Raw genomic sequence first — 25537 nt, 5'->3', positions numbered from 1 at the left:
GAAAGATGTTCAGATATAAGAACAAAAGAAAACAGAAAAAGCAAGTCGGAACTAATAATATTATACTGAAAAAAAACGATTAGTAATGGGATACTGAGTACATACATTACAATATAAAAGAAGAATTGATTAAAAATCATACCGGAACTTTTATAATAAGTATTACTAATAATTTCCCGGGATGAGTAAGAATAGAAATCAAATCCTAAAATATAAAGAAAATATGAAACCGTTATTGATATTAATGAATATCCAGCGAGAACTTCAAACGAGCTATACTTTGCTAAATATGTAATAAGAATAAATTTGCTTGCTAACGTTGCCCCTCGTAATGACAGCATCAAAAGTGATTTTTTTGTTATATTCATCATTGATATATAATAGTAAAATTAAATTATAGCCCCACCAAATTATTAGCGGCGAGGCTTGATGTTTATTCTATGACATCAAAGCTAAGAGGAGTTCCATACTTCAAATCTACTCGAGCATGTTTGCCAAGAATATCATCATAATACTTCGGCGCCATGCCATACCCCGGTCTAATACTCTTAACATTTTCACTAGTCAATTTTTCGCCTTTCTTCACATCTTTTACGACATAAAGAGAGCGACGGAATTTGAGATTGCCTTTTTCACTTTCTTTGCGCTCATAGTTCACCCGACCTAATGCCATCCAGGCCGTCTTCGCATCGCGACACAACGCTACAAGATCTTTAGGTTCCAGGGAGAAGCTATCATCCGGGCCACCGCCATTGCGGTCGAGGGTGATATGTTTTTCAATAATATTGGCACCAAGAACAACTGAGGCAACCGCAGTGGTGTTATCAATTGTATGGTCTGACAAACCAGTGATTACATTAAACCGTTTTGCCATATCGGGTATGGTTGCAAGGTTGTAATCTTCGGCAGGAGCCGGATAACCACTGACACAATGCAGAACAACCAGTTCTTTACACCCGGCACCGTACGCAGCGTCTATAGCTTCCTGGATTTCGTGTTCATCCGCCATACCCGTTGACATAATCATCGGTTTTCCTTTACTTGCCACATAGCGGATTAAAGGTAAGTCAACGAGTTCAAATGAGGCTATCTTGTAAGCTGGGGCATCCAGTTCTTCCAGAAGATCAACAGCAGTGAAGTCGAAAGGAGAACTAAACATCGTGATACCAACTTCTTTAGCCTTCTCAAAAAGCTTCTGGTGCCACTCCCATGGAGTATGTGCCCATTCATAAAGCTGATATAAAGATTTTCCTTTCCACAGGCCATCTTTAATCTGAAAATCTTCTTTGTTGCAATCAATTGTTATTGTATCTGGTCGATAAGTTTGAATTTTGATCGCATCAGCGCCACTTTCTTTAGCTATCTCGATCAACCGGAAAGCAGTATTAATATCGCCATTATGATTTGCTGACAACTCCGCAATGATATATGGAGGGAAGTCAGCACCAATTTTACGCCCGGCAATTTCAATAAACTTATTCATTAGTTAACCTTTTTAATTGTGATATTGTATCGTTGACCATTAATGATGAAATAAGCAGGAAACCGATTAGGGTCACATACTCTAAGCAAATTAAATTGTTCTCTTATTGTTTTATCAGTATCCAACTCGCTGTTTTCAGGCGTCCGTTTTTCGTAATAATCCGGGTTTCCAGTTTGAGAGGTCGGCGTCGCTGTTTTATAATTTTGACAGAACCAATTAATCAATTCGATTTCCGCACCAAATAATTTTTCATTAATTTCATCAAATAACTCAGTGCCATCTAGAGGTATATGAATTTTTCTCCAAATGTCTCCCGTATCTATACCTGATTCAGCATTTAGCAAAGATAAAACTATACGGTCTTTCCCGGTTAAGATATCCCATACATGCGGACTCCATCCTCGTCCTTGTGGCAAATCACTAGCATGAAGAACTAACGTATATTCGAATCGCTCCCTAATCTCTTTTTTGATAAATTCAGAACAAGATATAAGGAATAGAACACCGTTTGCATTTTTAATATCTGCAACACTGGTGACTAATTCAATATTATAATTATCTTTATTTCTCTCTTGCCACGTACTGAGGTAAACATATACCGGGTGTTCGATATCACTACACAATAACGTTACATTAAGCATAATTTCTCGTTCACTGTAGAATAAATTCTGTGCAACCCTGTGCCATCACAGACTTGAGAAGAAGCCTCAGACAATTTTTTTAAAATTGCGACATCACTTATAAGATGATCAATCAAATTCTTAAGCCTTAATATATCGTCTTCGTTTTCCAGGAGTCCAAAGTTGATTGCAGCGCCAGCTTGACTTAAGTTCTCAGCGATAGTTTCCTGGTTCTTGGCAATTACCAAATTTATTGTAGGTAATCCTAATGCACACCTCTCCCACGAGGTCGTACCAGCAGCGCCAATGCATAGATCAGCGTCAGTCATTTCCTCTGACATTTTATCAGAATTAATAACTAATCTAATTTTATTAAGTGATTTTGAGATGGCGTCTTCTAAACTATATAAGTTAGGATTCCCAGAGCCAACAATAAGTGTAATCTTGCCGCTATAATGACTTTTTTCAAGTGCTGAAAGTGTCATTAGGCTTTTGTTGTTTTTGTCAACACCACCCAACGTAACCAAAATATTGTTTACATGTTGGATATCTTTTCGCCGTGTTAATGACTTTGGTCTCCATTGAGAAAATTCATCCCTTAACAGGGAAAATTGAGGCCCCAATAGTAACTGACAATCACTATTTACTAATGCAAGATAATCCCCTTTCTGGCGACCGATAGTCTGGTCAATCAGCCAGTTACAGTGATGCGAACGATCACAAAGGTCATCAATTACCAGCAAAGGTGCCAATGAATTCAGTTCAGTTTCCCATGGTTTCCCAAGCGCATAATGATCGACAACAATTAAGCTAAGTTCATTATTACTTTCGCAACCATATTTCACCAATATCTCTCTGGAGAGGGAGGCATCATCACTTTCAGTTCCATTAAGCCAGGCTGAATGAAAATATCTGTTTTCTCGCTCTGACGTAGTGGGGATCCTGATGTAATCAGCACCTGATGTTTTTATCTCGGCTTCAAGCACTGGTGTCAGACTTCGGGAAATGAAGAGAACCTGAAAACCTTCCCTCATAAATTTTTGAGCCAAAGATAAGCACCTTTTGATATGGCCTATCCCTGTATCGACACTTCCATCAGCACGAAACGCTATATATTTAGCCATCAATTTTAGCTTTAAGTAATTGGAAAAGATTTTCAGCAATCACCCAGTCTTCAGGAGTGTCAATATCCTGTACCCGCTCACGGGGGAGGATTTCTAACAAGCTCTTTGACGTGAAGAAACCTTTTCGATTCATAAATGCCTCAGGTTTGCCCCAGTAAAACTGCCCGGCATCATGGTAAGCAGGTTCAAGATCCTGAGAGCGTGTCTTTTCATTTTCAGGATGGAACATCTGTACCTTTCCATCTGGCTTTAAATAAACAGCTCGCTGGATCGGGAATGGGAAAGATGTTGCAGAGAAAACATAATCGCAATCGCTTTGCTGCAGCTTTTCATATGCTTTTTCCAAATCCTGGCCTTGAAGAAAGGGGGCGGTCGCATAGATGCAGCAGACAAAATCAATACATACACTTTGGGATAACTCATCCAAGGCATGATGAATGACATCAACTGTTGTAGCAAAATCATCAGAAATATGAGCAGGCCGCATAAACGGCACTTCCGCACCATATTTACGCGCGACCTCAGCAATTTCTTCATCATCTGTTGATACAATGATTCGGTCAAAGACGCCGCTCTGCTGAGCGGCTTCAATGGACCAGGCAATCATTGGTTTCCCACAAAATTCTTTAATATTTTTACGTGGTATACGCTTGCTACCGCCACGCGCAGGAATGATTGCCACATTCATTTAAAAGAACTCCCGAATACATTTGATAACGTAATTCTGCTCTTCATCAGAAAGTGTCGAGTACATCGGAATGCTGATTGCGCGCGAGTAATAGTTCTCAGCAATCGGGTAATCGCCTGCTTTATGTCCGAGTTGTTCATAATATGGCTGAGTATGAACAGGGATATAATGGACGTTAACGCCAATTCCTTTATCACGCAGGTAGTCAAAAAGCGGTTTACGCTGTGCTGGATCGTTAACCGTCAGAGGATAAAGATGCAGAGCACTGTAGCCACCTGGTGATTGAAGAGGAGTGGAAACAGGTACTCCCTCAAACGCCGCGTCATAACGTCTTGCCAATTCATGCCGACGGGCAACAAAATCCTCAATACGTTTTAACTGACTCACACCCAAAGCAGCCTGCAATTCGGTCATACGATAATTCAAACCGAGATCAACCTGCTGATAGTACCAACCTCCTTCCGTGGCTTTCGTCATTTTATCACCATCGCGGGTAATGCCATGACTACGAAAAAGCTGTAATTTTTCAGCCAGGGAATCACAGTTGGTGAGCGCCATGCCGCCTTCTGCTGTCGTTATAATTTTTACCGGATGAAAGCTCAGTATCGTAATATCGGCAAAACGAGAATTACCAATTTTAACACCCTGATAACTACCGCCAATTGCATGTGATGCATCTTCAATAATGGCAAAACCATACTCTTTAGACAGTTGATGAATTTCTTCCATCTCACATGATTGACCAGCGAAAGCAACAGGAACAACAACTTTTGGTAATACGCCGCTAGCCTTAGCAGTAACCAATTTAGCTTTTAGCGCGCTCACACTCATATTGTAGGTTTGCGGATCGATATCGACAAAACTAACATTGGCTCCACAATACAAAGCACAATTAGCCGAAGCGACAAACGTATTCGGAGACGTCCATAACCAGTCACCTTTCTTCAGGCCTAACGCCAGGCAAGCAACGTGTAACGCAGAGGTCGCACTGTTCACAGCAACGGCATGTTTAACACCGACATAATCTGCAATAGCTTGCTCAAACTGTGGTACACATGGTCCTTGGGTCAAAAAATCTGACTTCAATACGTCCACAACTGCATTGATATCTTCATCAGAGATATCCTGTCGTCCATAAGGGATAAATTTCATCAGATATTGCCTACTTTTTCGCGGTTATCATCAATCCACTGACGAAGTTCCTCAATACTCATCCATTCCGTATTGCTGTCGCTCTCGTACACGAACCCTTCCGGCACTCTCTTACCGTCTTTGATACGTTCAGGAGAGTCACACCAGTTGTGAATAGCAGGCAGGATTTTGAAATGTTCTGGGTATTCATAGGTATAATGTGCATCTTCCGCACTGATCATCTGCTCATGCAGTTTTTCACCAGGGCGAATACCAATGACTTTCTGAGTTGCATCCGGGGCAACAGCGGTAGCAACATCGGTAACTTTCATTGATGGGATTTTTTTCACGTAAATCTCACCGCCAACCATATCGTTGAAAGCATGCCATACCAGTTCAACACCCTGTTCCAGGGTAATCATAAAGCGGGTCATACGATCATCAGTAATAGGCAGTTCACCTTTATCTTTAATGGAAAGGAAGAAAGGGATGACTGAACCACGAGAACCCATTACATTACCGTAACGGACAACGGCAAAACGCGTTTTGGTTGCACCAGAGTAGGAATTACCCGCAACAAACAGTTTGTCAGAGGCCAGTTTGGTTGCACCGTAAAGATTAGCCGGGCTACTCGCTTTATCTGTTGAGAGTGCAACAACACGTTCAATGCCTTTATCAATACATGCATCAATAACGTTCATCGCACCGTTAATATTTGTTTTTACACACTCGAATGGGTTGTATTCTGCTGTCGGTACAATCTTAGTTGCTGCTGCATGGACGACGAAATCAACACCATCTAATGCACGGTATAAACGATCTTTATCGCGAACATCGCCAATGAAGAAACGAATACGGCTTTCATCTTTAAAATGCTTCGCCATTTCCCACTGTTTCATTTCGTCACGAGAATAAATGATAATCTTTTTCGGATTATATTTTTCCAATGTCATTCGAACAAATTTATTACCAAAAGACCCCGTACCACCAGTTACCAGAATAGTTTTATTATCAAACATGTTTATTCACCGAAAAATATACTATTTAGATTGTTACAATAATGGCCTATTGTAACGCAAATCTCTAACTATGTTTTACGCACGCTACCGCCCCTGGCTCAACAGCTACCAGTGTACTGCATGCATTCCAGAAATGTTACGAGCCTGCCGATCCTGGCAAAGCGCTCTAAAACTCAAACGCTAATTGTCTTACCAAACAAGGTCAGAAACAAGGAAAAATGCCACAAAACCATAACGAAAATTTGGTGGCTAACACATTGTTATTAAGGATATTTATATGAAACAAAAACGGCAGAAACATCCAAAGACACCTGGATGTTTCTGCCGTCATTATTTTTATAACATCCGCCTCTGGCGATCGGCTTAGCTTACTCGTTAAGCAACGCCTCAATTCCCTTCCGAAACTTCGCCCCTTCCTTCAGGTTGCGCAGCCCGTACTTCACAAACGCTTGCATATAGCCCATTTTCTTACCGCAGTCGTAGCTGTCGCCTGTCATCAGCATGGCGTCAACAGACTGTTTTTTCGCCAGTTCTGCAATCGCATCCGTCAACTGGATGCGGCCCCAGGCGCCGGGTTCTGTTCTTTCCAGTTCTGCCCAGATATCTGCCGACAACACATAGCGACCTACCGCCATCAGATCTGAGTCCAGCGTCTGCGGTTGATCCGGCTTTTCAATAAACTCAACAATACGGCTGACTTTCCCCTCATTATCCAGAGGTTCTTTGGTCTGGATAACGGAATACTCTGAAAGGTCGCCTTTCATGCGTTTTGCCAGCACCTGGCTGCGCCCCGTTTCGTTGAAACGCGCTACCATTGCCGCAAGATTATAGCGAAGCGGATCGGCCGTCGCGTCATCAATGATGATATCAGGCAGCACCACCACAAACGGGTTGTCGCCAATCACAGGACGTGCGCATAAAATGGAATGCCCCAGACCCAGCGGTTGAGCCTGGCGAACGTTCATAATCGTCACGCCTGGTGGGCAAATGGACTGCACTTCCGCCAGCAACTGACGTTTCACGCGTTGCTCCAGAAGTGACTCTAATTCGTAGGAGGTGTCGAAGTGGTTCTCTACCGCATTTTTGGAGGCGTGAGTGACCAGAACGATTTCTTTGATCCCAGCAGCAACAATTTCGTCAACAATGTACTGTACCATCGGTTTGTCAACAATCGGCAGCATCTCTTTGGGGATTGCCTTGGTGGCAGGCAACATGTGCATACCCAGACCAGCTACCGGAATAACTGCTTTCAAATTAATCATTATTTCATCCACCTATAAAATGGTTGCTGAATTATAGCTCTTTAGCATGTTTTAGCCAGCATGAATTACATTATGGCGTTGGATGTGATGGTACGCCGCTTATCCGCAGATTGCAGTAGCCATAATCTTAAGTATGAGTAACTTTCGCCAGGAATGGTCGCAAAACTACCTCCCCCGCTCCGGCAACCTGAAATTGACCGCTTCCACATTCACCACCTTGTGGTTAATCCTGTCGATATCGACAGAGCTCTGCCCCTTCTCATTGACTGCATGAACGTTCGCCAGCGACAGCAAAGTGTCCTGTTTCGCCATAAACTTGCCGCGTATATCTTTACGCAGATCAAAGTGCATCTTCAGCGCGGGCCCTGTCGCAGACTCCTGCATTACCTTGATATTACGCAGGAAAAGATGCTGCGGCTGGTTGTGTAGTTCAAGCGTAGCGCGCTTCATATCCAGATTGGTGATCGCCACAAAGGAGGTCGCATTCCCTGAAGAGATCTGAATGCCGCGCAGTTTATAGTCCAGGCGAGTGTTATCAAGATGAATATCATTTAATTTGAAGTTTTGCGGAATGGATAAATATTTGCCTTTGACGACGCCATAACCAATAAGCATCCCCGCACAATTCACCATATCGATATTATCAATCACGAAATTATCACATCCATAAATTGCTACCGTCGCATTATCAATACCCGCTTTCTTACTGAAATCAGGCGTGATATTCCGCGCTTTTACATTACGAATGATAAAGTGTTTTCCGTTCTCCACATGAACCAGTTGTCGGCAATCCGATCCGGTAATATTGGCCACGACAAAGTTCTTTACGGTTTGTTCTTCCGGGTAGGCATTATCGTAGGTGCTGCCCGCCAGTCCGATGCCAATCCCCCAATTGATTTTCCCGTTGGTGCAGTCGATGCGTTCTATAACATGGTCAGAGATCAGAATGTTACGATCGTTAATCGCCACGTTCCATTCGATGGCATCTCCTTGCAGATCGCTGAATCGGCCGTTGGTGATGCGCGCGCCGTCCACCTGGTTGTGGAATCCCTGGCGCAGAATGGCGTAATTTGCATGGCTGACCGTAATATCATCAATGGTGAGATTACGCATCACTCGCGGCTTTTTGCCGCCAATGTAGATCTGGGTAACGGGGCCGAACCCGCTCATGGCAATCCCCCTGATGGTGCAATCTGAACCGCGCACATCCAGGGTGATGTTGTGCAGGCTGCCGCCCTGCTCTCCTGTTACCTGGCAGCCATCCTGCAACACAAACCGACCGCGACCATTGCCGCTTAAGCGCCCACGCACATGCAGCGTTTTTCCTGCCGGGATAAAGATGCCGGTATTGACGTTCTCGCAGACCAGCCCCGCAGGAACAACAACCGTCTGCGCTTCGCTAAACGCCTGTTTAAACGAGGCTATCCAGTCTCGGGGGTTATAATCCTGAATATTGACGGTTTGCCGGGGTTCAAGCGCGCGGGCAAAGGGGGAATGGAGGACAGGAAGCGCGGCAAGCGCAGAGCCTGCCGTCAGGAAGGTGCGACGGGAGAGTTTATTCTCTGGCATACAACCTCGGTTTACATCGTTTGCAGCAGGCTGGCTAACTGTTGATTAATTACCTGCTGATTAAAATCAGCCTCAACTTTTTCACGGGCGCGTTGTACCACAGGCCGCAACGACTCGGTGTCGATACGACTGAATGCCGCCAGTTGCTCCGCCAACGCCTCAGCATCATTTTCAGGCACCAGCCAGCCCGACTTACCGGCATCCACCAGTTCAGGAATACCGCTGTGAACGGTTGAAACCACCGGCAGCCCGACTGCCATCGCTTCCATCAGCGCCACCGGAATACCTTCCATATCGCCATCCGTACCGGTGATAGACGGCAGCAGAAATACATCCGCGTCATCCAGCATCTTTTTCACTTCATGGCTGGGCTTAAAGCCTGGCATTTCAATCACATCATCAAGCTGGTACTGCTCAATCAATGTGCGCAGGCGTCTCTCCCACGGCCCCATGCCCAGGATGCGATAACGGAACGCCACCCCCTGCGCTTTGAGCTGTCGGCAGGCCTCAATCGCTACGTGCAGTCCTTTCTTCTCGGTTAATCGCGCCACGGAGATAATCTCCAGCGGCGTACCCGGCGCTTTTACCGGACGGTGAGTAAAGCGCGTCATATCGACGCCCATCCGCGAGACCGCAATTTTCTCGGGCGGGCACCCCATCGTTTTAAGGCGTCCCGCCCATAATTCACTGATGGGCAGCATGAGATCGCCACGCTGGAACAAGCGCTGATATTCAGGCGTGTAGTGATTGAGCACATCGCGGTGCGATACATCAATACCGTGAAAAACGGTGGAGATTTTGCCTTTGATCACGCCTAGTTCCCGCAACTTCGCCGCCGTTACGCCCGCCGGGCCAAAATGGGCGATAAAAACATCCGCCTGGAACATTTTTGGCGTCAGCCCGCAGATTGCGGACAGAATCAGGTTGCGCGCTTCATCACCGTAACGTGAAACATTCAGCGCCTTCCAGGTTGATGCGCGCGTACCGCCACGCAAAGACGCAATGGCGCGATAGCGCAGCTTCGCCAGCTTGCCTTCCGGCTCATCCAGCAGCCAGTGCGTTTTTTCACCCAGGCGGTAGGTGTCATACGCCGCATGCGTGTTCTCAAGGTCGCCTTTATGCAACGCGACAATTTCCACCTCAAACCCCATATCGATAAACGCGGTGATCTGGTTCAGCACGAAGGTCTCTGACGACAGTGGGAACTTCAGTAAAAAGAAGCTGACCTTCATTTCCCCTCCCCGATACGGGTTAACACTGACTGCACCATGCGAAAGCCCTGTTCACGCTCGCGGTTTACGGCGTCCGCCAGTCGCGCGTTGAGCGCGGGCAACTGCCCCAGCGTATCGGCCACCATCGCTTCCAGGCTGCCGTCAAGCAAATGACGAATGTCGATCGCCATTTCAGGCAATCCCAGCTGTTGCATAATTCCGGCAGATTTGTGCTCATAATTAATGGCAATCGCAGGGGTCGCGAAATTCATGGAAATAATGGCGGAATGCAGGCGCGTGCCCACGGTCAGTTCACAGGCGCCGAGGATTTTCCCCATTTCAAGATCGTTGAGTTCGTCCATTACCACATGGTAACGATCCGGATCGCTGACGTGCTGGCGCAGGTTTAACGCCACCATGCGATCGTCTTTGTTATAGCTGTCGATACCGGTACAGGTTGACAGCGCAATAACCTGATAGCCTTCCTCAAGGATACGGTTCACCACGCCAGCAAACGCCTTCTCGTAAGCCTGTTGGGTGGTTCCCAGACGCTTATCGAATGGCGCCAGTTCACGCAGCGTAATCGCAACCGTCTTTTGCTTTCCGGCAAGGGCTAACCAGTGCTGAACGGCATAGCCCGGTTCAAAATCATCATTGTGATGATCAACCAGCCAGGCGGTATCGACCCCCGCTTCAACTTTCGTCGTGGTGATATCGCTACGCTTCATCAGCTCCAGACTGACTGATTCACGCAGAATCAACGCATCACAGTGCCCAAAGACGTAATTCGCCAACGTGTTGAACTGCTCGTCCTGGAAGGGGCCGACGCTGTGACCAATCATATACAGCGGCTTCTTCGCCATAAAAGTACACAACGCATGTTCAAACTGTGGCACACCGTACAGATCGACGAAAAACGAGCCCCCGACCTGGATAATGGCGTCATAACCGGATAACAGACGCACGAAGTCGGTAAACCCTTGCGCAATGGCAATATTGCGCAGCTTGCCGGTATCGGTGACGCGGGAGAGCAGTACCTGATGCTGATAGCGGCGACGCAGCACTTTTTTCACGCGCCCCATCACGCCCGCCGCGTTATTGTGCTGCTTCATCTGCGAATAGAGCGGATCGCCCATCACCGGGCGATTCAATAACCAGGATGAGCTCACCGGATAGCGACTCATCACATCCACTTCTGCGTCAGGCTCAAGACGGTTAATGGCATCCAGCAGGCCGCGCAAAATTGCGCTGTCGCCACGGTTGCCGCAGGTGTGGTTGCCCAGGATCAGTAATTTCATATTTGCCCCTTAAAATCGTTGCCGGATGGCGGCTGTCGCCTTATCCGGCCTACAGCAAAATCAATTCATAGGCCGGATACGACGCGTAAACGTCGCCATCCGGCAAAAGTTATCCTGCGCGAAGCAGTGTTTTCATTTTTTCGCTACGGCAAAACTGGCGCTTCATCTCCACCACCAGCGGATGGCGCGAAAGCACAATCATCACGGCGAAGGCTAGCGCGCCCGCCACGATTTGCGTTGCCAGCAGTACGCTCAGCGGCAGATGTCCATTCAGCGCAATCCCCAACCCATAGCTCACCGCCAGGGTAGGTAAAGAGAGATAAAACGGTAGCCACAGGCTAAGGATGTACTGGCGGTAACTCGACCCCAGCACCGGTTTAATCATGACGAAATAGCTCAGAACGGTATTGATGATCTGCACCAGCAGGAAGCCCAGCGTCACGCCTGTCGCCCCCGCCAGATGGCCGCCAACGATAATTGCCGGAATGAACAGAAAGGTTTTGAACACATTGAATTTGAAGCTGATATCGACGCGCGCTTTCGCCATCAGCAACGAACCAATCGGGTTGCCGACAGAGCGCAACAGCCCCACCACGCACAGCAGTTGCAGCACCGGAATGATGCTGCTCCACTTCTCGCCAAAAACCAGCGGCACAAAATTATTCGATACCACCATCAGACCGAGCAACGCGGGAAAATTAATAATCCCCACGACCGACAGCAGCTTGTAGAAGTTGACGCGCAGCTTCTCCGTATCATCCTGAATTTTGGCGAACGCCGGGAACAATACGCGGGTAATGATCGGGTTAAGCTTCATTGGCGGAACTACCGCCACGTTATAAGCAAGGTTGTATCCCCCAGCGACGCTCGCGCCGAGAATACGCGCCAGCACCAGCGTCGACAGGTTAGTATTGACGTAATTGATGATGCTGTCCGCCGTCAGCCATGCGCCAAAGCGCAGGTTCGACGAAACAGACGCCAGCGAAAAATGCAGGCCGGGGCGGTAGATCTTCCGGCCAAAATAGCCGAACAGCAGCGTACGGACGGCGCTGTTGACCAGATAGCCGAGGATAGCCGTCATTGCCAGCGGCCAGAAATGGGCGCTGACCACGGTAAAGGTGAACCCTGCCAGCACCGAGCTGGTCTCGATCATGCCTATTTTGTTAAATTCCAGCTCCTTTTGCATCAACGCGCGAAACTGTTGCCCGTGAGGGATCACCACAAACGCCAGCGACAGGGTTTTAATCAGCGGCGCCAGATCGGGGTTATGCAGCACGTTGCCGATCACGTCGCTAAGCAAAAACACCACGACGCACACCGCCAGCCCTAAGCCAACGTTCAGCCAGTACAGGGTGGTGAGTTCGAGGTGGCTTATCGTTTTACGCTGAATAATGGAGTTGGCAATACCGAAGTCCGACAGCGTATCGGCGAGGGCGATAATCACCAGCGACACGGTCAGCAGACCAAACTGGTGATTATCAATAATCCGCGCCAGCACGGTCATCTGAATCAGTCCCAGCCCGATAATGATAACCGTAGCGATCGCCGACCACTTCGCCCCACTGATGGTTTTTTCTCGTAAGCTCATGATCGTTCCTCAGTACGCCGCTTTATTCACAAAGCCTTTGAACACCGTCAGAAAAACAATCTTGATGTCAAACCACACGCTCCACTCGCGGATGTACTCCAGATCAAACTCCACGCGCTTTTCCATTTTCTCCAGCGTGTCGGTCTCGCCGCGCCAGCCGTTGATCTGCGCCCACCCCGTAATGCCGGGTTTGACTTTATGGCGCAGCATGTAGCCTTCGATAAGCTGGCGATACTGCTCGTTATGCGCCACCGCGTGCGGGCGCGGCCCGACGATAGACATGCCGCCGGTCAGAACGTTGATAAACTGCGGCAGTTCATCAAGCGAGGTACGGCGCAGAAAATTCCCCACGCGGGTTACACGCGGGTCGTTTTGCGTCGCCTGCGTCACCACTTTGTCGTTTTCCATCACCTTCATGGAGCGGAATTTCCACACTTTGATCGGCTTACCGTCCATGCCATAACGGGTCTGGCGGAAAATGATCGGCCCTGGCGAACTGAATTTGACCGCCAGCGCAATGCAGCACAGCACCGGAGAGATCAGCAGCAGAATCAGCGACGCCAGCACGATATCTTCCGCGCGTTTCAGCAGACGATTGATCCCTGACAGCGGCGTGTCATACAGCGGCACGACCGGCACGCCGCTTACCTCTTCAATACGCGAGTGCAGAATATTGAAGGTAAAAACATCCGGGATGAGGATGACCGAGCAGGTAGTGTCCGCCAGAGCGCGCACCAGTTTTTTTACCTGCGCCCCGTCACTCATCGACATGGCGATATAGACGTTATGAATGCGTGAGGCTTTGGCATCCTCGACCAGTTGTTGCAGATTTCCGGCCCAGTCAGAAGAGACGCCGCCCGGTTTCGGATCGTAGTAAACGCCGACCACTTCAAAACCCAACCACGGCTCCTTGCGGAAGCTGTCCAGCAGCGACTGACCGGCAGGAAGATCCCCCGCCACCGCCACCCGGCGCGTGTTGTACCCACGGTTACGCAGCCATCCGGCTCCGTAGCGAATGAACGAGCGGCAGACCACCAGACCCACGCTGGAGAGCGCATACCACGCCAGCCAGACGGTAAGACGGTTATCGAAGTCGTTATTGAAGGCAATCAGGCCTGCGCTGAAGACCAGACTCAGCGTCCAGTTTTGCAGCAGCAGCGCCAGTTCCGTCGAAATCTTCACGCCGCGCCAGGAACGGTAAAAATCAGTTATGCCGCCCAGCATCTGAAAAACCACCAGCGTGATCAGCGCCACCAACAGATGCATATACAGGAAAGGCAATCCGCTCAGCTTGCAGACAACCCATAACCCGCCAAACATGATGGTGATATCCGAAAAGCGTTGCACCATAGAGATTAACGATGCATTGGTTTTGGCTCGCTCGCGCTTTTTTAGATTTGTCATCGTTGTTCCTGTTATTAGCCCCTTACCCGTCGCCGGGTAAGGGAAGAACCGACATTACTGATTCAGCAACGTCAGCAGGGTTCGCGTTCGCGCTTCCATCAGCGGAATGTCGCCGCGTGATTCCACGTTCAGCCGCACCACCGGTTCGGTATTGGAAGAACGCAGGTTGAAGCGCCAGTCGGCAAACGACATGCTGATGCCGTCAGTTCTGTCCACCGTCAGCGCTTCACGCGCAAAGTGTGCTTCCACCCGGCTGATGGCGGCCGCAGGCTCTGCCAGTTTGCTGTTGATTTCACCGCTGGCCGGGAACGCCGCCATCCGGTCACGCACCAGTTCCCCCAGCGACTGCCCTTTCAGACATACCAGCTCCGCCACCAGCAGCCACGGGATCATCCCGCTGTCGCAGTACGCAAAATCACGGAAGTAGTGATGGGCGCTCATTTCGCCGCCGTAGATAGCATCTTCATGGCGCATACGTTCTTTAATGAAGGCATGACCGGTTTTCGACATCACCGGCGTGCCGCCCGCCGCCGTCACCACATCAACGGTGTTCCAGGACAGACGCGGGTCGTGGATGATCTTCGCCCCCGGGTGTTTCTCCAGAAATGCCTCCGCCAGCAGGCCGACAATGTAGTAGCCCTCAATGAACTGCCCTTTCTCATCAAACAGGAAGCAGCGGTCGAAATCCCCGTCGAAGGCAATGCCCATATCTGCGCCGTGTTCAATAACGGCGTTGCGGGTGTCATCGCGACACTCCGGCAGCAGCGGATTAGGGATGCCGTTCGGGAAGTTGCCGTCCGGCGTGTTGTGGATTTTGATGAAGTCAACCGGCACGCCCTGCGCCTTAAAGCGGGCTTCAATGGCATCCACCACCGGGCCTGCCGCGCCGTTGCCGGAGTTGATGACCAGCTTCAATGGCGTGAGATTGTTGACGTTGATGTAGCCGAACAGGTGGTCGATGTAGGCGTCACGCAGATTGATCTGCTTATAGCTGCCGCGTCTGGCTTCGTTGACCGGTGGAAAATCATTGGCTTCCGCCAGACGCTGCACGTCGCGCAGGCCGGTGTCGCCGCTGATGGGGCGCGCGCCCTCGCGCACCAGTTTCATACCGTTGTAGTCCATCGGGTTATGGCTGGCGGTCACTTCAATACCGCCATCGACGCCCAGATGGAAGGTCGCAAAATAGATCTCTTCCGTGCCGGAAAGGCCGATATCCAGTACGTCAACGCCCGCATCCTGCAACCCTTTCGCCAGCGCCAGTTTCAGCGACTCGCTTGTCAGGCGCACATCGCCGCCCAGCACAATGGTTTTCGGTTGCAGGAACTCGCCGTAAGCGCGGCCAATACGCCACGCGATATCCTCATTCAACTCTTCGCCCAGCCTGCCGCGAATATCGTAGGCTTTAAAACAGGTTAATTTCGTCATGTTTTTACCCTTCTTCAGGCAACAGTTGGCCCTGACTCTCGTAAGAGCCTTTTTCAATTTTTGTTTTATTGCCCGGTGACGCTGCGCTTACCGGGACTACGGACCTGTAGGCCGGATAAGCAACGCGCCATCCGGCAACTTACCTGGCTTACACCCGCCCGTAGCGATCGGCGAAGCGCACCACGTCGTCCTCTTCAAGGTACGAACCGGAGCGGACTTCAATCAGGTCGAGCGGAATTTTTCCCGGATTCTCCAGGCAGTGGGTCGCCCCCAGAGGTATGTAGACAGACTCGTTTTCACCGAGCAGTTTGATTTCGCCGTTGATGGTGACTTTTGCCGTCCCTGCAACCACCACCCAGTGCTCCGCCCGATGGTGATGCATCTGCACGGAGAGCCCCTCGCCGGGTTTAACGGTAATACGTTTCACCTGATAACGGTCGCCGGCGTCGATAGAGTCGTATTTGCCCCACGGCCGGTAGACTTCACGGTGGATATGGTGCTCATGACGCCCGTCAGCTTTAATCTGCTCCACCACTTTTTTCACATCCTGCACCGCATTGCGATCGGCAATCAGCACCGCATCTTTGGTCTGTACAACCACCAGGTCTTTCACCCCGACGGTCGTCACCAGGCCCGACTCCGCATAAACGTAGCTGTTTTCCGTTTTATGGCTAATGACGTCGCCGTGATGCACGTTTCCCTCGGCGGTGTGCGCGCTGATTTCCCACAGTGAAGACCAGGAACCCACGTCGCTCCAGCCGGCATCCATCGGCATAACCACCGCATCCGCCGTGCGCTCCATCACCGCGTAGTCCACCGACTCTTCCGGGCAGGCGAGGAACGCCTCTTCATCCACGCGGATAAAGTCGAGGTCGGGGTCAACGATGCTCATCGCGTTTTCGCAGGCGTCCAGAATATCGGGACGGTATTTTTTCAGTTCTTCCAGATAACGCCCGGCGCGGAACAGAAACATCCCGCTGTTCCAGTAGTAGTCGCCGCTCGCCACGTAGGCCTGCGCGGTTTCAAGATTGGGTTTTTCGACAAACTGCGCGACGTCAAAAGCAACCGCGTCTTGCTCGCCGGGAGAGACATCGCCGCGACGAATATAGCCGTAGCCGGTTTCCGGCAGATCCGGCACGATGCCGAACGTGACCAGCTTACCCGCTTCGGCATACGGAATGGCGTTACGCACCGCGTCACGAAACGCCCCTTCATCAGCAATGACGTGATCGGCCGCCAGTACCAGCATTAGCGGATCGCCTTCCGGGCTGTGGCGTTTCGCCGCCAACGCCGCCAGCGCAATCGCTGGCGCGGTATTGCGCCCGGCAGGTTCGAGAATAATGTTCTCCGTCAGTTTGTTTAGCTGGCGCAACTGTTCGGCGACAATAAAGCGGTGCTGCTCATTGCAGATCACCACCGGGCTTTCGCACTCCACGCCGTTCAGACGACAAATGGTCGTTTGCAGCATGGTGAGATCGCCCTTCAGGCAGAGAAACTGTTTTGGATAAAGTACACGAGAAAGCGGCCATAAACGGCTACCCGAGCCACCCGCCATCACGACCGGATAAAGTTTACGTTGACCCATGATTTATCCCCGAATATCTGTAATAAATTGACGTAACACGTTCTCTTTATCGAGCGTGCGTTCGGCATATTCGCATGCCACCGTGTTGTTCTCAGGCATGGCAAGCGCCTGGGTAATCCCCGTCACCAGCGCGTCGACCGATTCCGGTTCCACGCAAACGGCAATGCCGGGATAGTCGCGACAAAGCTGGCCGAGTTCGGTTTCCGGTTCAGCGGTGATCACCGCGTTGCCGCCCACCGCCAGAATATTGGTCAGTTTCGACGGCAAAACGGCATCCGCCGCGCCGCGCTTTTGCACCACCAGATGGCAATCGCCCATCTTCAGCAGCGCAGGTAAGGCTTCATAAGGCTGAAGCGGATAAAATTTGACGTTATCCAGGCCGCGCTCACGGGCCATTTTTTCCAGCCGCGCTTTGCCGCCGCCCTGCCCGACAATGACAAACAACCAGGGGCGATCGGTAAGACGCTCAGCGGCGTCAATCACGTTTTCAAGTCCTTGTTTTTCACCAATATTGCCGGAGTACAGAATGATTTTTTTATCATCCGGCACCCCCAACGTCTGGCGTAAGCGGGCCGCATCGCTAGCGGTCACGTCGCGAAAACGCGCCACTTCCGACCAGTTAGGGAAGAAAATCACCTTGTCTGCCGCGACCCCTTTCTCCTGCGCTTTATTCATCATTGAACGGGAGATGGTGGAGACGTTATCGACGTTGTGCAGACCGCTGCGCTCGAACGCGGCGGCCAGTCGGGCAACCTTACCGCTCTTGCCTTGCCCGGCCAGCCCCAGACCGAGCATCGCATCCACCTCGTAGTCCTGAATATGCAGCAGCGTGCGCGCGCCGGAGAGTTTCGCCAGCAAACGCATACCCGGCGTGCAAAACAGCGTCGGCACCACGCCGATAATCCGATCCGGCTTCCAGCGTCGCTGCGCCATCAGCGGGAAGAAACTGCTCAGGGCGAAACTGCCCAGGTGCAGCAAGCGTTTCAGCGTCGATGGCTGCGTCGGAACATATAACGGGCAGCGCCAGACGGTGGCCGCCCCCTCTTCCCGGCGATAACGCCAGGAGGAATACTGCTCGCCCACTTTCCACTGCGGGTAATAAGGCGGCGCGGTGATCACCCGAACTTCATGCCCTTCACGCACCATCCACTCCACCATCTCGCCGGTGTATTTACCGATGCCGGTTAGCTCCGGCGAGTAGTTGATGCCGTACACAAGGATTCTCATACGCTTCATCCTTCAACCTGACTCTGCGTTGGCTGCATCTGCTCACCCCTGCCGCCTTGATTCAGGCTGAATGATTTCGTGTAACATCCAGGCACCCCGGACTGACGATCCGCGAGGAAGTACGCCCGACTGTTGTCGTGAACGCTGGCGCTTGCCAGAAGCCGCTCAGGCGTCTGCCAGCGATAATCTTCATGTTGTTCATCAGGCAGATGCAGATCCGCCTGATTCACCTTCAGGCGAAAACCAAGCACAACGTAATGAGTGGTAAAGTCTTCGCCGGAGAAGTTATCGTCATAGAAGTGCTGCCAGACGCCATAAAACGCGCCTGCGGACAGCGGTAAACGCAGCCCCAGTTCCGCCTGAGTGAGACGCTCAAACGCTTTTTCCAGCGTCTCATCCTTCTGCACGCGCCCGCCCGGTACGAACCAGTAACCCTGCGCAGGGCGATTGGTGCGCTTGCCCAGCAGAAATTCGCCGCGCTCATTCTCCACGATCAAATCAATGGAGATCAGCGGCGTAGAGCGCACGACGGTAGCGAAATCTTCCTGACGTAAAAACATGTTTACCCCCGGAACCGGTGCTGGTTCTCAAGGAACCACTGGTAAGTGCTGGCAAGCCCGGCCTCCAGCGACACCTCGTGATACCAGCCAAGCTGATGCAGGCGCGTTACGTCGAGCAGTTTGCGCGGCGCGCCGTCCGGTTTCGTGGCGTCAAACACCACCCGCCCTTTGTAGCCCACGACCTGAGCGATCGTTTGCGCCAGCTCCCGAATGGTGCAATCCACACCAGTACCGACGTTGATGTGCGAGAGCATCGGCTGCGTGTTCTCCTGCCACACTTCGCGATCCAGCTCCATCACATGGATGCTGGCGGCAGCCATATCATCCACATGCAGGAACTCGCGCATCGGTGTCCCGCTGCCCCATACCACTACATCCGGCGCGTTCTGCTCGGTCGCTTCATGGAAGCGACGCAGCAGCGCGGGAATGACGTGCGAATTACTCGGGTGGAAGTTGTCATGCGGCCCGTACAGGTTGGTCGGCATAACCGAGCGGTAATCGCGGTCAAACTGGCGATTCCAGGACTCACACAGTTTGATCCCGGCAATTTTGGCGATGGCATACGGCTCGTTGGTTGGTTCAAGCGACCCTTGCAGCAGTTCGCTTTCCGCCATCGGCTGTTTTGCCAGTTTGGGGTAAATACAGGAGGAACCGAGGAACAACAGCTTGTTCACGTTGTGCAGATGCGCGGCGTGAATGATGTTGCTCTCAATCATCATGTTCTCGTAGATGAAATCGGCCGGGTACGTATTGTTGGCGACAATACCACCCACCTTCGCCGCCGCCAGATAAACCTGGTCAATGCGTTCTTCAGCGAAGAATGCCTGTACCGCCCGGCTGTCCAGCAAATTCAGCTCGTCGCGGGTGCGGAGCACCAGCTCCACATCCTCGCGCTGCGCCAGCTGTCTTACGATGGCGGAACCCACCATCCCGCGATGGCCCGCCACAAAAATACGTTGTTTCATCATCCTCAGGACTCCAGCGCGATGGCAACCTCGTAGCCATGAGATTTCAGCAAGGAATGTTTCTTCGCCGCTTCCAGGTCTTTCGCGACCATTTCAGACACCATCTCCTGGAGTGTGATCTCCGGTTTCCAGCCCAGCTTCTCGTGCGCTTTTGACGGGTCGCCCAGCAGGGTTTCCACTTCCGCAGGACGGAAGTAGCGCGGGTCAACGGCGATAATCACATCACCCGGCTTTACGCCCGGCGCGTCATGACCGGTGACAGAAACGACAATCCCTTTCTCTTCCACGCCTTCCCCTTCAAAGCGCAGTTTGATCCCCAGCTGTGCCGCCGCCATTTCGACGAACTGACGCACGGAGTACTGCACGCCGGTCGCGATCACGAAATCTTCCGGCGTCTCTTGTTGCAGCATCATCCACTGCATCTTGACGTAGTCTTTGGCATGGCCCCAGTCACGCAGGGAATCCATGTTGCCGAGGAACAGGCAGGACTCCAGCCCCTGAGCGATATTGGCAATCGCGCGGGTGATTTTGCGGGTCACGAAGGTTTCGCCACGACGTGGAGATTCATGGTTGAACAGAATGCCGTTACAGGCGTAGATGCCGTAGGATTCGCGGTAGTTAACGGTGATCCAGTAGGCGTACAGTTTGGCGACGGCATACGGAGAGCGCGGATAGAACGGCGTGGTCTCTTTTTGCGGAATTTCCTGCACCAGACCGTACAGCTCAGAGGTGGAAGCCTGATAGAAACGGGTTTTCTTTTCCAGGCCCAGGAAGCGGATCGCCTCCAGCAGACGCAGCGTACCCAGCGCATCTACGTCAGCAGTGTATTCCGGGGACTCAAACGAAACCGCAACGTGGCTCATTGCCCCCAGGTTGTAGACTTCATCCGGCTGCACTTCCTGCAAAATGCGGGTCAGGTTGGATGAATCGGTCAGATCACCGTAGTGCAGGTGGAATTTCGGGTTGCTGGCATGCGGGTCCTGATAGATATGATCCACGCGTTCGGTATTGAACGAAGACGCGCGACGCTTGATACCATGAACCTCGTAACCTTTCTCCAGCAGAAGTTCCGCCAGGTAAGAACCATCCTGCCCGGTTACGCCAGTAATGAGAGCGACTTTTGACATTTTATTTTCCTCAAATAGTCCCGTTAGGGAGTAACTTTCTCAACGCGCTCGCGCGTTACCACTGCGGGATTGCCACGGCAGATTGTGTTTGCCGGTAGCGATTTAAAAACACTGCTTCGCGCACCAACGACGGTGCCGTCGCCTATCGTTACGCCGGGAGCGACAAAGACATCCGTCGCCAGCCAGCATTTCTCGCCAATCACAATTGGCGTGGCGTTAATATCAAAATGGGCGCTGGCATAATCATGACTGCCGGTACATAAATAGCTTTTCTGCGAAATAACAGAGTGTGCGCCAATCGTAATGTCACCCAGCGTATATAAAACGGCGTCATCGCCGACCCAGGCGTAATCACCTAACGTCAATTTCCACGGATACGTAATTTTTACAGAAGGTCGGATGACTGCGTTTTTTCCTATTTTTGCGCCAAACATCCGTAATAAAAATGCGCGCCAGCGATACATCACCTGCGGCGACCAGCTAAATAACGTCGCCTGCACCGCCCACCATAATTGCACTTTTATTGCATTGCCGCCCCGGAACCCTTTCGGCACCGAGAAGCCGCTTAAATCCTGCATCATTTTTCCTTATATTCAGGCTTTGTTATATAAGGCTTTTGCTTTGCCAGTCGTTTTCAGACGTAATAAATAAGATAATTCCGCCCAGAATCCGGGGACGCGTAATATTTTACGCTGCACGTTTTTTGCATCCCGGCATAATTCAAGATTGTTTGAGGTTGACACGCCGCCCATAGAAAATTCAGACACCAACCCTTTGATTCGACGGAAAGGATAGCCTGATTTATAAAGACTGGCTGCCAGCGCGTAATCAGATGACACCTTATATTGCAGATCGTATGGATGTTTTTTCAGCCCTGCGGTCGGGAAGAAAATAGCCTGATGGCTGGCGGGTAAGCTGTGGTAGATATACCAGCCATGTTTGGCGCTCCGTCGGGTTTTATTTCCTTCACCAAAATCCAGCAACGCGTCGCCAATGTACATCGCGTCATCATTTTTTCGCCCCAGTTGACGGACAAAATCGGTGACATCTTCATGAAACACATCGCCGGAATTGAGGAAAAGAGTATAGCGCCCTTGCGCCATCGCAATGCCTTTGTTCATCGCGTCGTAAATGCCGCGATCCTTTTCACTTACGAAGCGTAAGTTAAACTCACCGTTGAGTTTTTCCAGAAACTGGGCGGTGCCGTCATCCGAACCGCCGTCCACAACAATCCATTCAAAGGTCAGGCTGGGATCGCGCGCCAGGTTGCGCAGCGAGCGCCAGGTGTTTACCACGCCGTCGTAATTACGAAAGGCGACAGTAACGACGCTAAGTAACATAAAACCACCTCGTCATGAATTCGTAATATTTAGCGCTTTGCGCAAAATAAAAGGACAAACGATTAAAAATGCATATTCCGGGCTAAATATCGAACCGGTAAAAAACAACGATACCGGCGTAAAGAGATAAAGCTGCACCCGAAAATTCTGATTATCGCCAAACGCATTCAGCGTCATTTTTAAGATTTTCCACATGTACCATGCGGTCAATAACACCGCGAACCATGAGAAGTAAATAATCAGCAGATACAGGCCATTGTCTATTGTTTTCCCGACATCCGCACCGTTAAAAATTCCGAATGATGCGACATATTCATAAAGTGAGCCAAATCTGACTACGCCATCAATATGGGTCAACGAATAACCGACCATCACTAATGGCCCAACGATACGATAATACGATGACGAGCCTTCCGTTCCTAAATCTCCAAGACGTTCAGCGATATAAGGAAAAGCAAAAACCACACCGACTAAAAATACGCCCAACGAAATAATCGCCAGTGGCAATTTTTTCCTTATCGCATCCTTATTCAGATACTGAAATGCCCACTCCAGTAAGTAAAACAGGATAAAGGTCATTACCCCTGAAAATGATCCTGATAATATTATCCCTGCCAGAATCATAGCATCGGTCTTAGGGGTTTTGATACCAAACTGTTTGATGCTGAGCCAAATTGAGATTAACGCCAGAGCAAAAAACGCCGGTTCAAAATAGAGCGCAGTGGTTCGCTTACCGCCAAATTTAATAAAATTCAGCACATAGCTATTACTGTAAATAAGATATTTCGAAATTCCTTCCATTAAGCTGCTGCCGCCGGTGAGAATGATCTGCGCCATCTCAACTGCCGCCAGCGCCACCACAAACGCCACCACCATATAGAAAAAACGTAATATCTTGCGGTAGTTATGCGGGGAAACGGTTTTAAAGCGAATACTCCACACCATGCCGATAATGATGACGATGTAAACAAACAGCATCGTCGAGGTGACATATTTGCTGGCATCCAGCGACTGACCGAACAGGTAGTTAAACGCCGTCAGCCCCGCCCCCACGCCCAGCGCAATCATCAATTTTTTAATGCTGATGCGCTCAATGAACAACAACAGCAAAACGGGTAAAAAGGTGACGATGGTGATGGGGAAGCTTTCGCCCAGTTGGGCAATTTTGACGTTGACCAGCAGGTAGATCATCGGCAGCAGCAGGTAACTACAGATTCTGATAGAACGAGACATACTCCTCCAGCATCTGTTGTCCGCTGTATGCGGTGCGGCTACGCTCGCAAAAGGCCTCCAGCGAGGCGCCAAATACGGCCTGGGCAATGTCGGATTTACTCATCTGCACCAGGTTCAGCACCTCGTCTTCACTGAACGTTCGCCCGCCCGATTTTGCCAGCACCTCCTGCGCCGCGTCGCTGTGCGTGGCGATCACCGGCACGCCGATAGATAACGCTTCACACAAAATCAGCGGGTAATTATCAACCCGGGAGCTGAACACCAGCGCATCCATCTGGTTAAGGGCGCTCATCAGCTTGCGTTTATCGGTTTCAAAGCCGTGATTCACCACGTTCTCACCGTCGAAGGGGGAAAACTTACCGAAGGTGTGCAGCTCAATGTTGTTGCCTGCCGCCATCATGTCGCGCACCAGCTGCTGGTTTGTTTTGCCGTCATAGCGCAGATCGTGCGCCACCACGGCAATTTTCGGTTTGCCCTGGCGCTCGCTCACCGGCGACAGTTCGGACAGAATCGCTTCGGTCGCCACATCAATGCCATTGTTGATAATGCGACAACGCCCTGCCCCGTACAGGCTGTTAAACGCCTCCGCCACATGCTGGCTGGGCGAGATAAACTGACAGCCCAGCGAGAGCATCTGCTGAAACAGCTGCCGCTTGCCCATCACCAGCTGGTGCGCTCTGTCCACTTTTACCGGCGGATAATTGGTCAGCGTCGGGCATTTCTGACAGCCGCTTTTCCAGCCTTCACAGCCGTCGGTAAAGGCACAGCGTCCGGTCACGCTCCAGTGATCGTGCAGCGTCCAGACCAGCCTCACGTCCGGCTTATGGTTTTTAACCTTCTCGCAGAAAGCGACAACCTCCGCCAGATTCAGCCAGTAGCTGTGCAGCACATGAAAATGCAGCACCAGCGGGCCGGGTGTCCGGGTCACTTTGCGGTACAGGTTATCGAGATTGCCAAAGAGGTCGCGGTTAAACAGACGAAACAGCGCGATATTGGCGACCGATGTCAGACGCGGCGTCTGTTTAATCACATGCGGGTAGTTGCTGTGGCTGACGCTTTTCTTCCCGCCTTTGCCGTAGCCATAGACAAAGTGCGAGGTCAGGCCTTTTTGTAGCGCGCGCAGGTGCAGGTCTAATGCCACGCCCGCCGCGCCGCCTTCCGCCAGTCGAACATTAAATTGCAGAATATTCATTTAATTACCTTCACTCGCGCCTTCTCTCCCACTACCAGCGCGTTATCGGGAACCGTGTCGAGCACCACGCTGCCCGCCCCGATAGTCACGTTATTGCCGATGGTGATATCCCCCAGCAAAATGACGTTAGCGCCCAGCTCAACGCCGTTACCAATGACCGGGCACGCCAGGCTGTCGCCGCCCCGGTTGCCGATGGTGACGCCATGACGCACGGTGAAGTCGTCGCCCGCGACGACATGCTTATTGATCACGACGGCATAACCGTGATGGATGGTGAAGCGTCGGCCGATGGTTGCGGCGGCCTGAATTTCGTAACCAAACAGGCATTCGGTCATCAGGCGGTACAGCACCAGCACCGGCGCGGCCCACAGGTTATTCAGCACATTTTTTTTGCGCCAGACGGAACAAAAATGGGCGACGCGGTAGGCCAGCACCATGCAGCACGGGCGCAGACTCCAGCTGTTTGCGCGTAGATCCTCCAGCATC

At 51.0% G+C, this 25537-nt stretch carries 22 protein-coding genes and 1 pseudogene; all 23 read right to left on the bottom strand.

The features are described from left to right. Positions 1-433: 433 nt before the first annotated feature. Positions 434-1483 carry a pseudaminic acid synthase gene (gene pseI, locus OGX80_RS18630; RefSeq protein WP_115181430.1) on the bottom strand — a complete coding sequence of 350 codons (1050 nt, stop codon included), beginning with the start codon at positions 1481-1483 and terminating at the stop codon, positions 434-436. After that, the gene (locus tag OGX80_RS18625; protein ID WP_115181429.1) at positions 1483-2124 is read right to left on the bottom strand and encodes a formyl transferase; all 642 of its coding nucleotides are present in this window, start codon (positions 2122-2124) and stop codon (positions 1483-1485) included. The genes pseI and OGX80_RS18625 overlap by 1 nt, the downstream gene beginning before the upstream one ends. Then, on the bottom strand, positions 2112-3227 hold the full coding sequence (gene pseG, locus OGX80_RS18620; RefSeq protein ID WP_115181428.1) for a UDP-2,4-diacetamido-2,4,6-trideoxy-beta-L-altropyranose hydrolase: 1116 nt from the start codon (positions 3225-3227) through the stop codon (positions 2112-2114). Before pseG ends, OGX80_RS18625 begins: the two co-directional genes overlap by 13 nt. Then, positions 3220-3915 carry a pseudaminic acid cytidylyltransferase gene (gene pseF, locus OGX80_RS18615; protein ID WP_115181427.1) on the bottom strand — a complete coding sequence of 232 codons (696 nt, stop codon included), beginning with the start codon at positions 3913-3915 and terminating at the stop codon, positions 3220-3222. The genes pseG and pseF overlap by 8 nt, the downstream gene beginning before the upstream one ends. Then, the gene (pseC, locus tag OGX80_RS18610; RefSeq protein WP_115181426.1) at positions 3916-5067 is read right to left on the bottom strand and encodes a UDP-4-amino-4,6-dideoxy-N-acetyl-beta-L-altrosamine transaminase; all 1152 of its coding nucleotides are present in this window, start codon (positions 5065-5067) and stop codon (positions 3916-3918) included. Further along, positions 5067-6065: a UDP-N-acetylglucosamine 4,6-dehydratase (inverting) gene (gene pseB, locus OGX80_RS18605; protein WP_115181425.1), complete on the bottom strand. Its 999-nt coding sequence runs from the start codon at positions 6063-6065 to the stop codon at positions 5067-5069. The genes pseC and pseB overlap by 1 nt, the downstream gene beginning before the upstream one ends. Positions 6066-6433: 368 nt before the next feature. Continuing rightward, positions 6434-7327 (bottom strand): UTP--glucose-1-phosphate uridylyltransferase GalF, encoded by an 894-nt coding sequence (galF, locus tag OGX80_RS18600; protein ID WP_012131721.1) that lies wholly within the window; start codon positions 7325-7327, stop codon positions 6434-6436. A gap of 165 nt (positions 7328-7492) precedes the next feature. Continuing rightward, on the bottom strand, positions 7493-8896 hold the full coding sequence (gene wcaM, locus OGX80_RS18595) for a colanic acid biosynthesis protein WcaM (RefSeq protein WP_049009106.1): 1404 nt from the start codon (positions 8894-8896) through the stop codon (positions 7493-7495). A gap of 11 nt (positions 8897-8907) precedes the next feature. After that, positions 8908-10128, bottom strand: coding sequence for a colanic acid biosynthesis glycosyltransferase WcaL (wcaL, locus tag OGX80_RS18590; protein ID WP_047462621.1), 1221 nt, complete (start codon positions 10126-10128; stop codon positions 8908-8910). Continuing rightward, positions 10125-11405: a colanic acid biosynthesis pyruvyl transferase WcaK gene (wcaK, locus tag OGX80_RS18585; protein ID WP_012131717.1), complete on the bottom strand. Its 1281-nt coding sequence runs from the start codon at positions 11403-11405 to the stop codon at positions 10125-10127. The genes wcaL and wcaK overlap by 4 nt, the downstream gene beginning before the upstream one ends. 109 nt (positions 11406-11514) lie before the next feature. Continuing rightward, positions 11515-12993, bottom strand: a complete 1479-nt coding sequence (gene wzxC, locus OGX80_RS18580; protein ID WP_115181424.1) for a colanic acid undecaprenyl disphosphate flippase WzxC — start codon at positions 12991-12993, stop codon at positions 11515-11517. Positions 12994-13002: 9 nt separating this feature from the next. Further along, positions 13003-14397 (bottom strand): undecaprenyl-phosphate glucose phosphotransferase, encoded by a 1395-nt coding sequence (gene wcaJ, locus OGX80_RS18575; RefSeq protein WP_047462612.1) that lies wholly within the window; start codon positions 14395-14397, stop codon positions 13003-13005. 54 nt (positions 14398-14451) lie between these two features. Next, a complete protein-coding gene (gene cpsG, locus OGX80_RS18570; RefSeq protein ID WP_012131713.1) occupies positions 14452-15822 on the bottom strand; it encodes a colanic acid biosynthesis phosphomannomutase CpsG in 1371 nt (456 codons plus the stop codon). 148 nt (positions 15823-15970) lie between these two features. Next, on the bottom strand, positions 15971-17407 hold the full coding sequence (gene cpsB, locus OGX80_RS18565; RefSeq protein ID WP_012131712.1) for a mannose-1-phosphate guanyltransferase: 1437 nt from the start codon (positions 17405-17407) through the stop codon (positions 15971-15973). Between the two features lie 3 nt (positions 17408-17410). Continuing rightward, positions 17411-18634, bottom strand: a complete 1224-nt coding sequence (wcaI, locus tag OGX80_RS18560) for a colanic acid biosynthesis fucosyltransferase WcaI (protein ID WP_115181423.1) — start codon at positions 18632-18634, stop codon at positions 17411-17413. Between the two features lie 86 nt (positions 18635-18720). Beyond that, positions 18721-19194: pseudogene (locus OGX80_RS18555) on the bottom strand (GDP-mannose mannosyl hydrolase); the annotation flags it as partial. Positions 19195-19196: 2 nt separating this feature from the next. Continuing rightward, positions 19197-20162, bottom strand: a complete 966-nt coding sequence (gene fcl, locus OGX80_RS18550; RefSeq protein ID WP_047462602.1) for a GDP-L-fucose synthase — start codon at positions 20160-20162, stop codon at positions 19197-19199. Positions 20163-20164: 2 nt separating this feature from the next. Further along, positions 20165-21286: a GDP-mannose 4,6-dehydratase gene (gene gmd, locus OGX80_RS18545; protein ID WP_012131708.1), complete on the bottom strand. Its 1122-nt coding sequence runs from the start codon at positions 21284-21286 to the stop codon at positions 20165-20167. Between the two features lie 23 nt (positions 21287-21309). Next, entirely contained in the window at positions 21310-21864 is a 555-nt protein-coding gene (gene wcaF / locus OGX80_RS18540; RefSeq protein WP_047462599.1) for a colanic acid biosynthesis acetyltransferase WcaF, read from the bottom strand. Positions 21865-21879: 15 nt separating this feature from the next. After that, complete coding sequence (gene wcaE, locus OGX80_RS18535) at positions 21880-22626, bottom strand: colanic acid biosynthesis glycosyltransferase WcaE (RefSeq protein WP_012131706.1); 747 nt, start codon at positions 22624-22626, stop codon at positions 21880-21882. A gap of 12 nt (positions 22627-22638) precedes the next feature. Further along, the gene (wcaD, locus tag OGX80_RS18530; protein WP_115181422.1) at positions 22639-23859 is read right to left on the bottom strand and encodes a colanic acid polymerase WcaD; all 1221 of its coding nucleotides are present in this window, start codon (positions 23857-23859) and stop codon (positions 22639-22641) included. Further along, positions 23834-25051, bottom strand: a complete 1218-nt coding sequence (wcaC, locus tag OGX80_RS18525; RefSeq protein ID WP_104868469.1) for a colanic acid biosynthesis glycosyltransferase WcaC — start codon at positions 25049-25051, stop codon at positions 23834-23836. Before wcaC ends, wcaD begins: the two co-directional genes overlap by 26 nt. Beyond that, entirely contained in the window at positions 25048-25536 is a 489-nt protein-coding gene (wcaB, locus tag OGX80_RS18520) for a colanic acid biosynthesis acetyltransferase WcaB (protein ID WP_049011279.1), read from the bottom strand. Before wcaB ends, wcaC begins: the two co-directional genes overlap by 4 nt. Position 25537: the final 1 nt, after the last annotated feature.

The organism is Citrobacter sp. CK194 (assembly GCF_030333395.1).
In the GTDB taxonomy this organism is placed as follows: Bacteria; Pseudomonadota; Gammaproteobacteria; order Enterobacterales; family Enterobacteriaceae; genus Citrobacter_B; species Citrobacter_B koseri.
The sequence above is the reverse complement of the archived record's forward strand: the minus strand, read 5'-3'. Positions and strand labels throughout refer to the sequence as shown.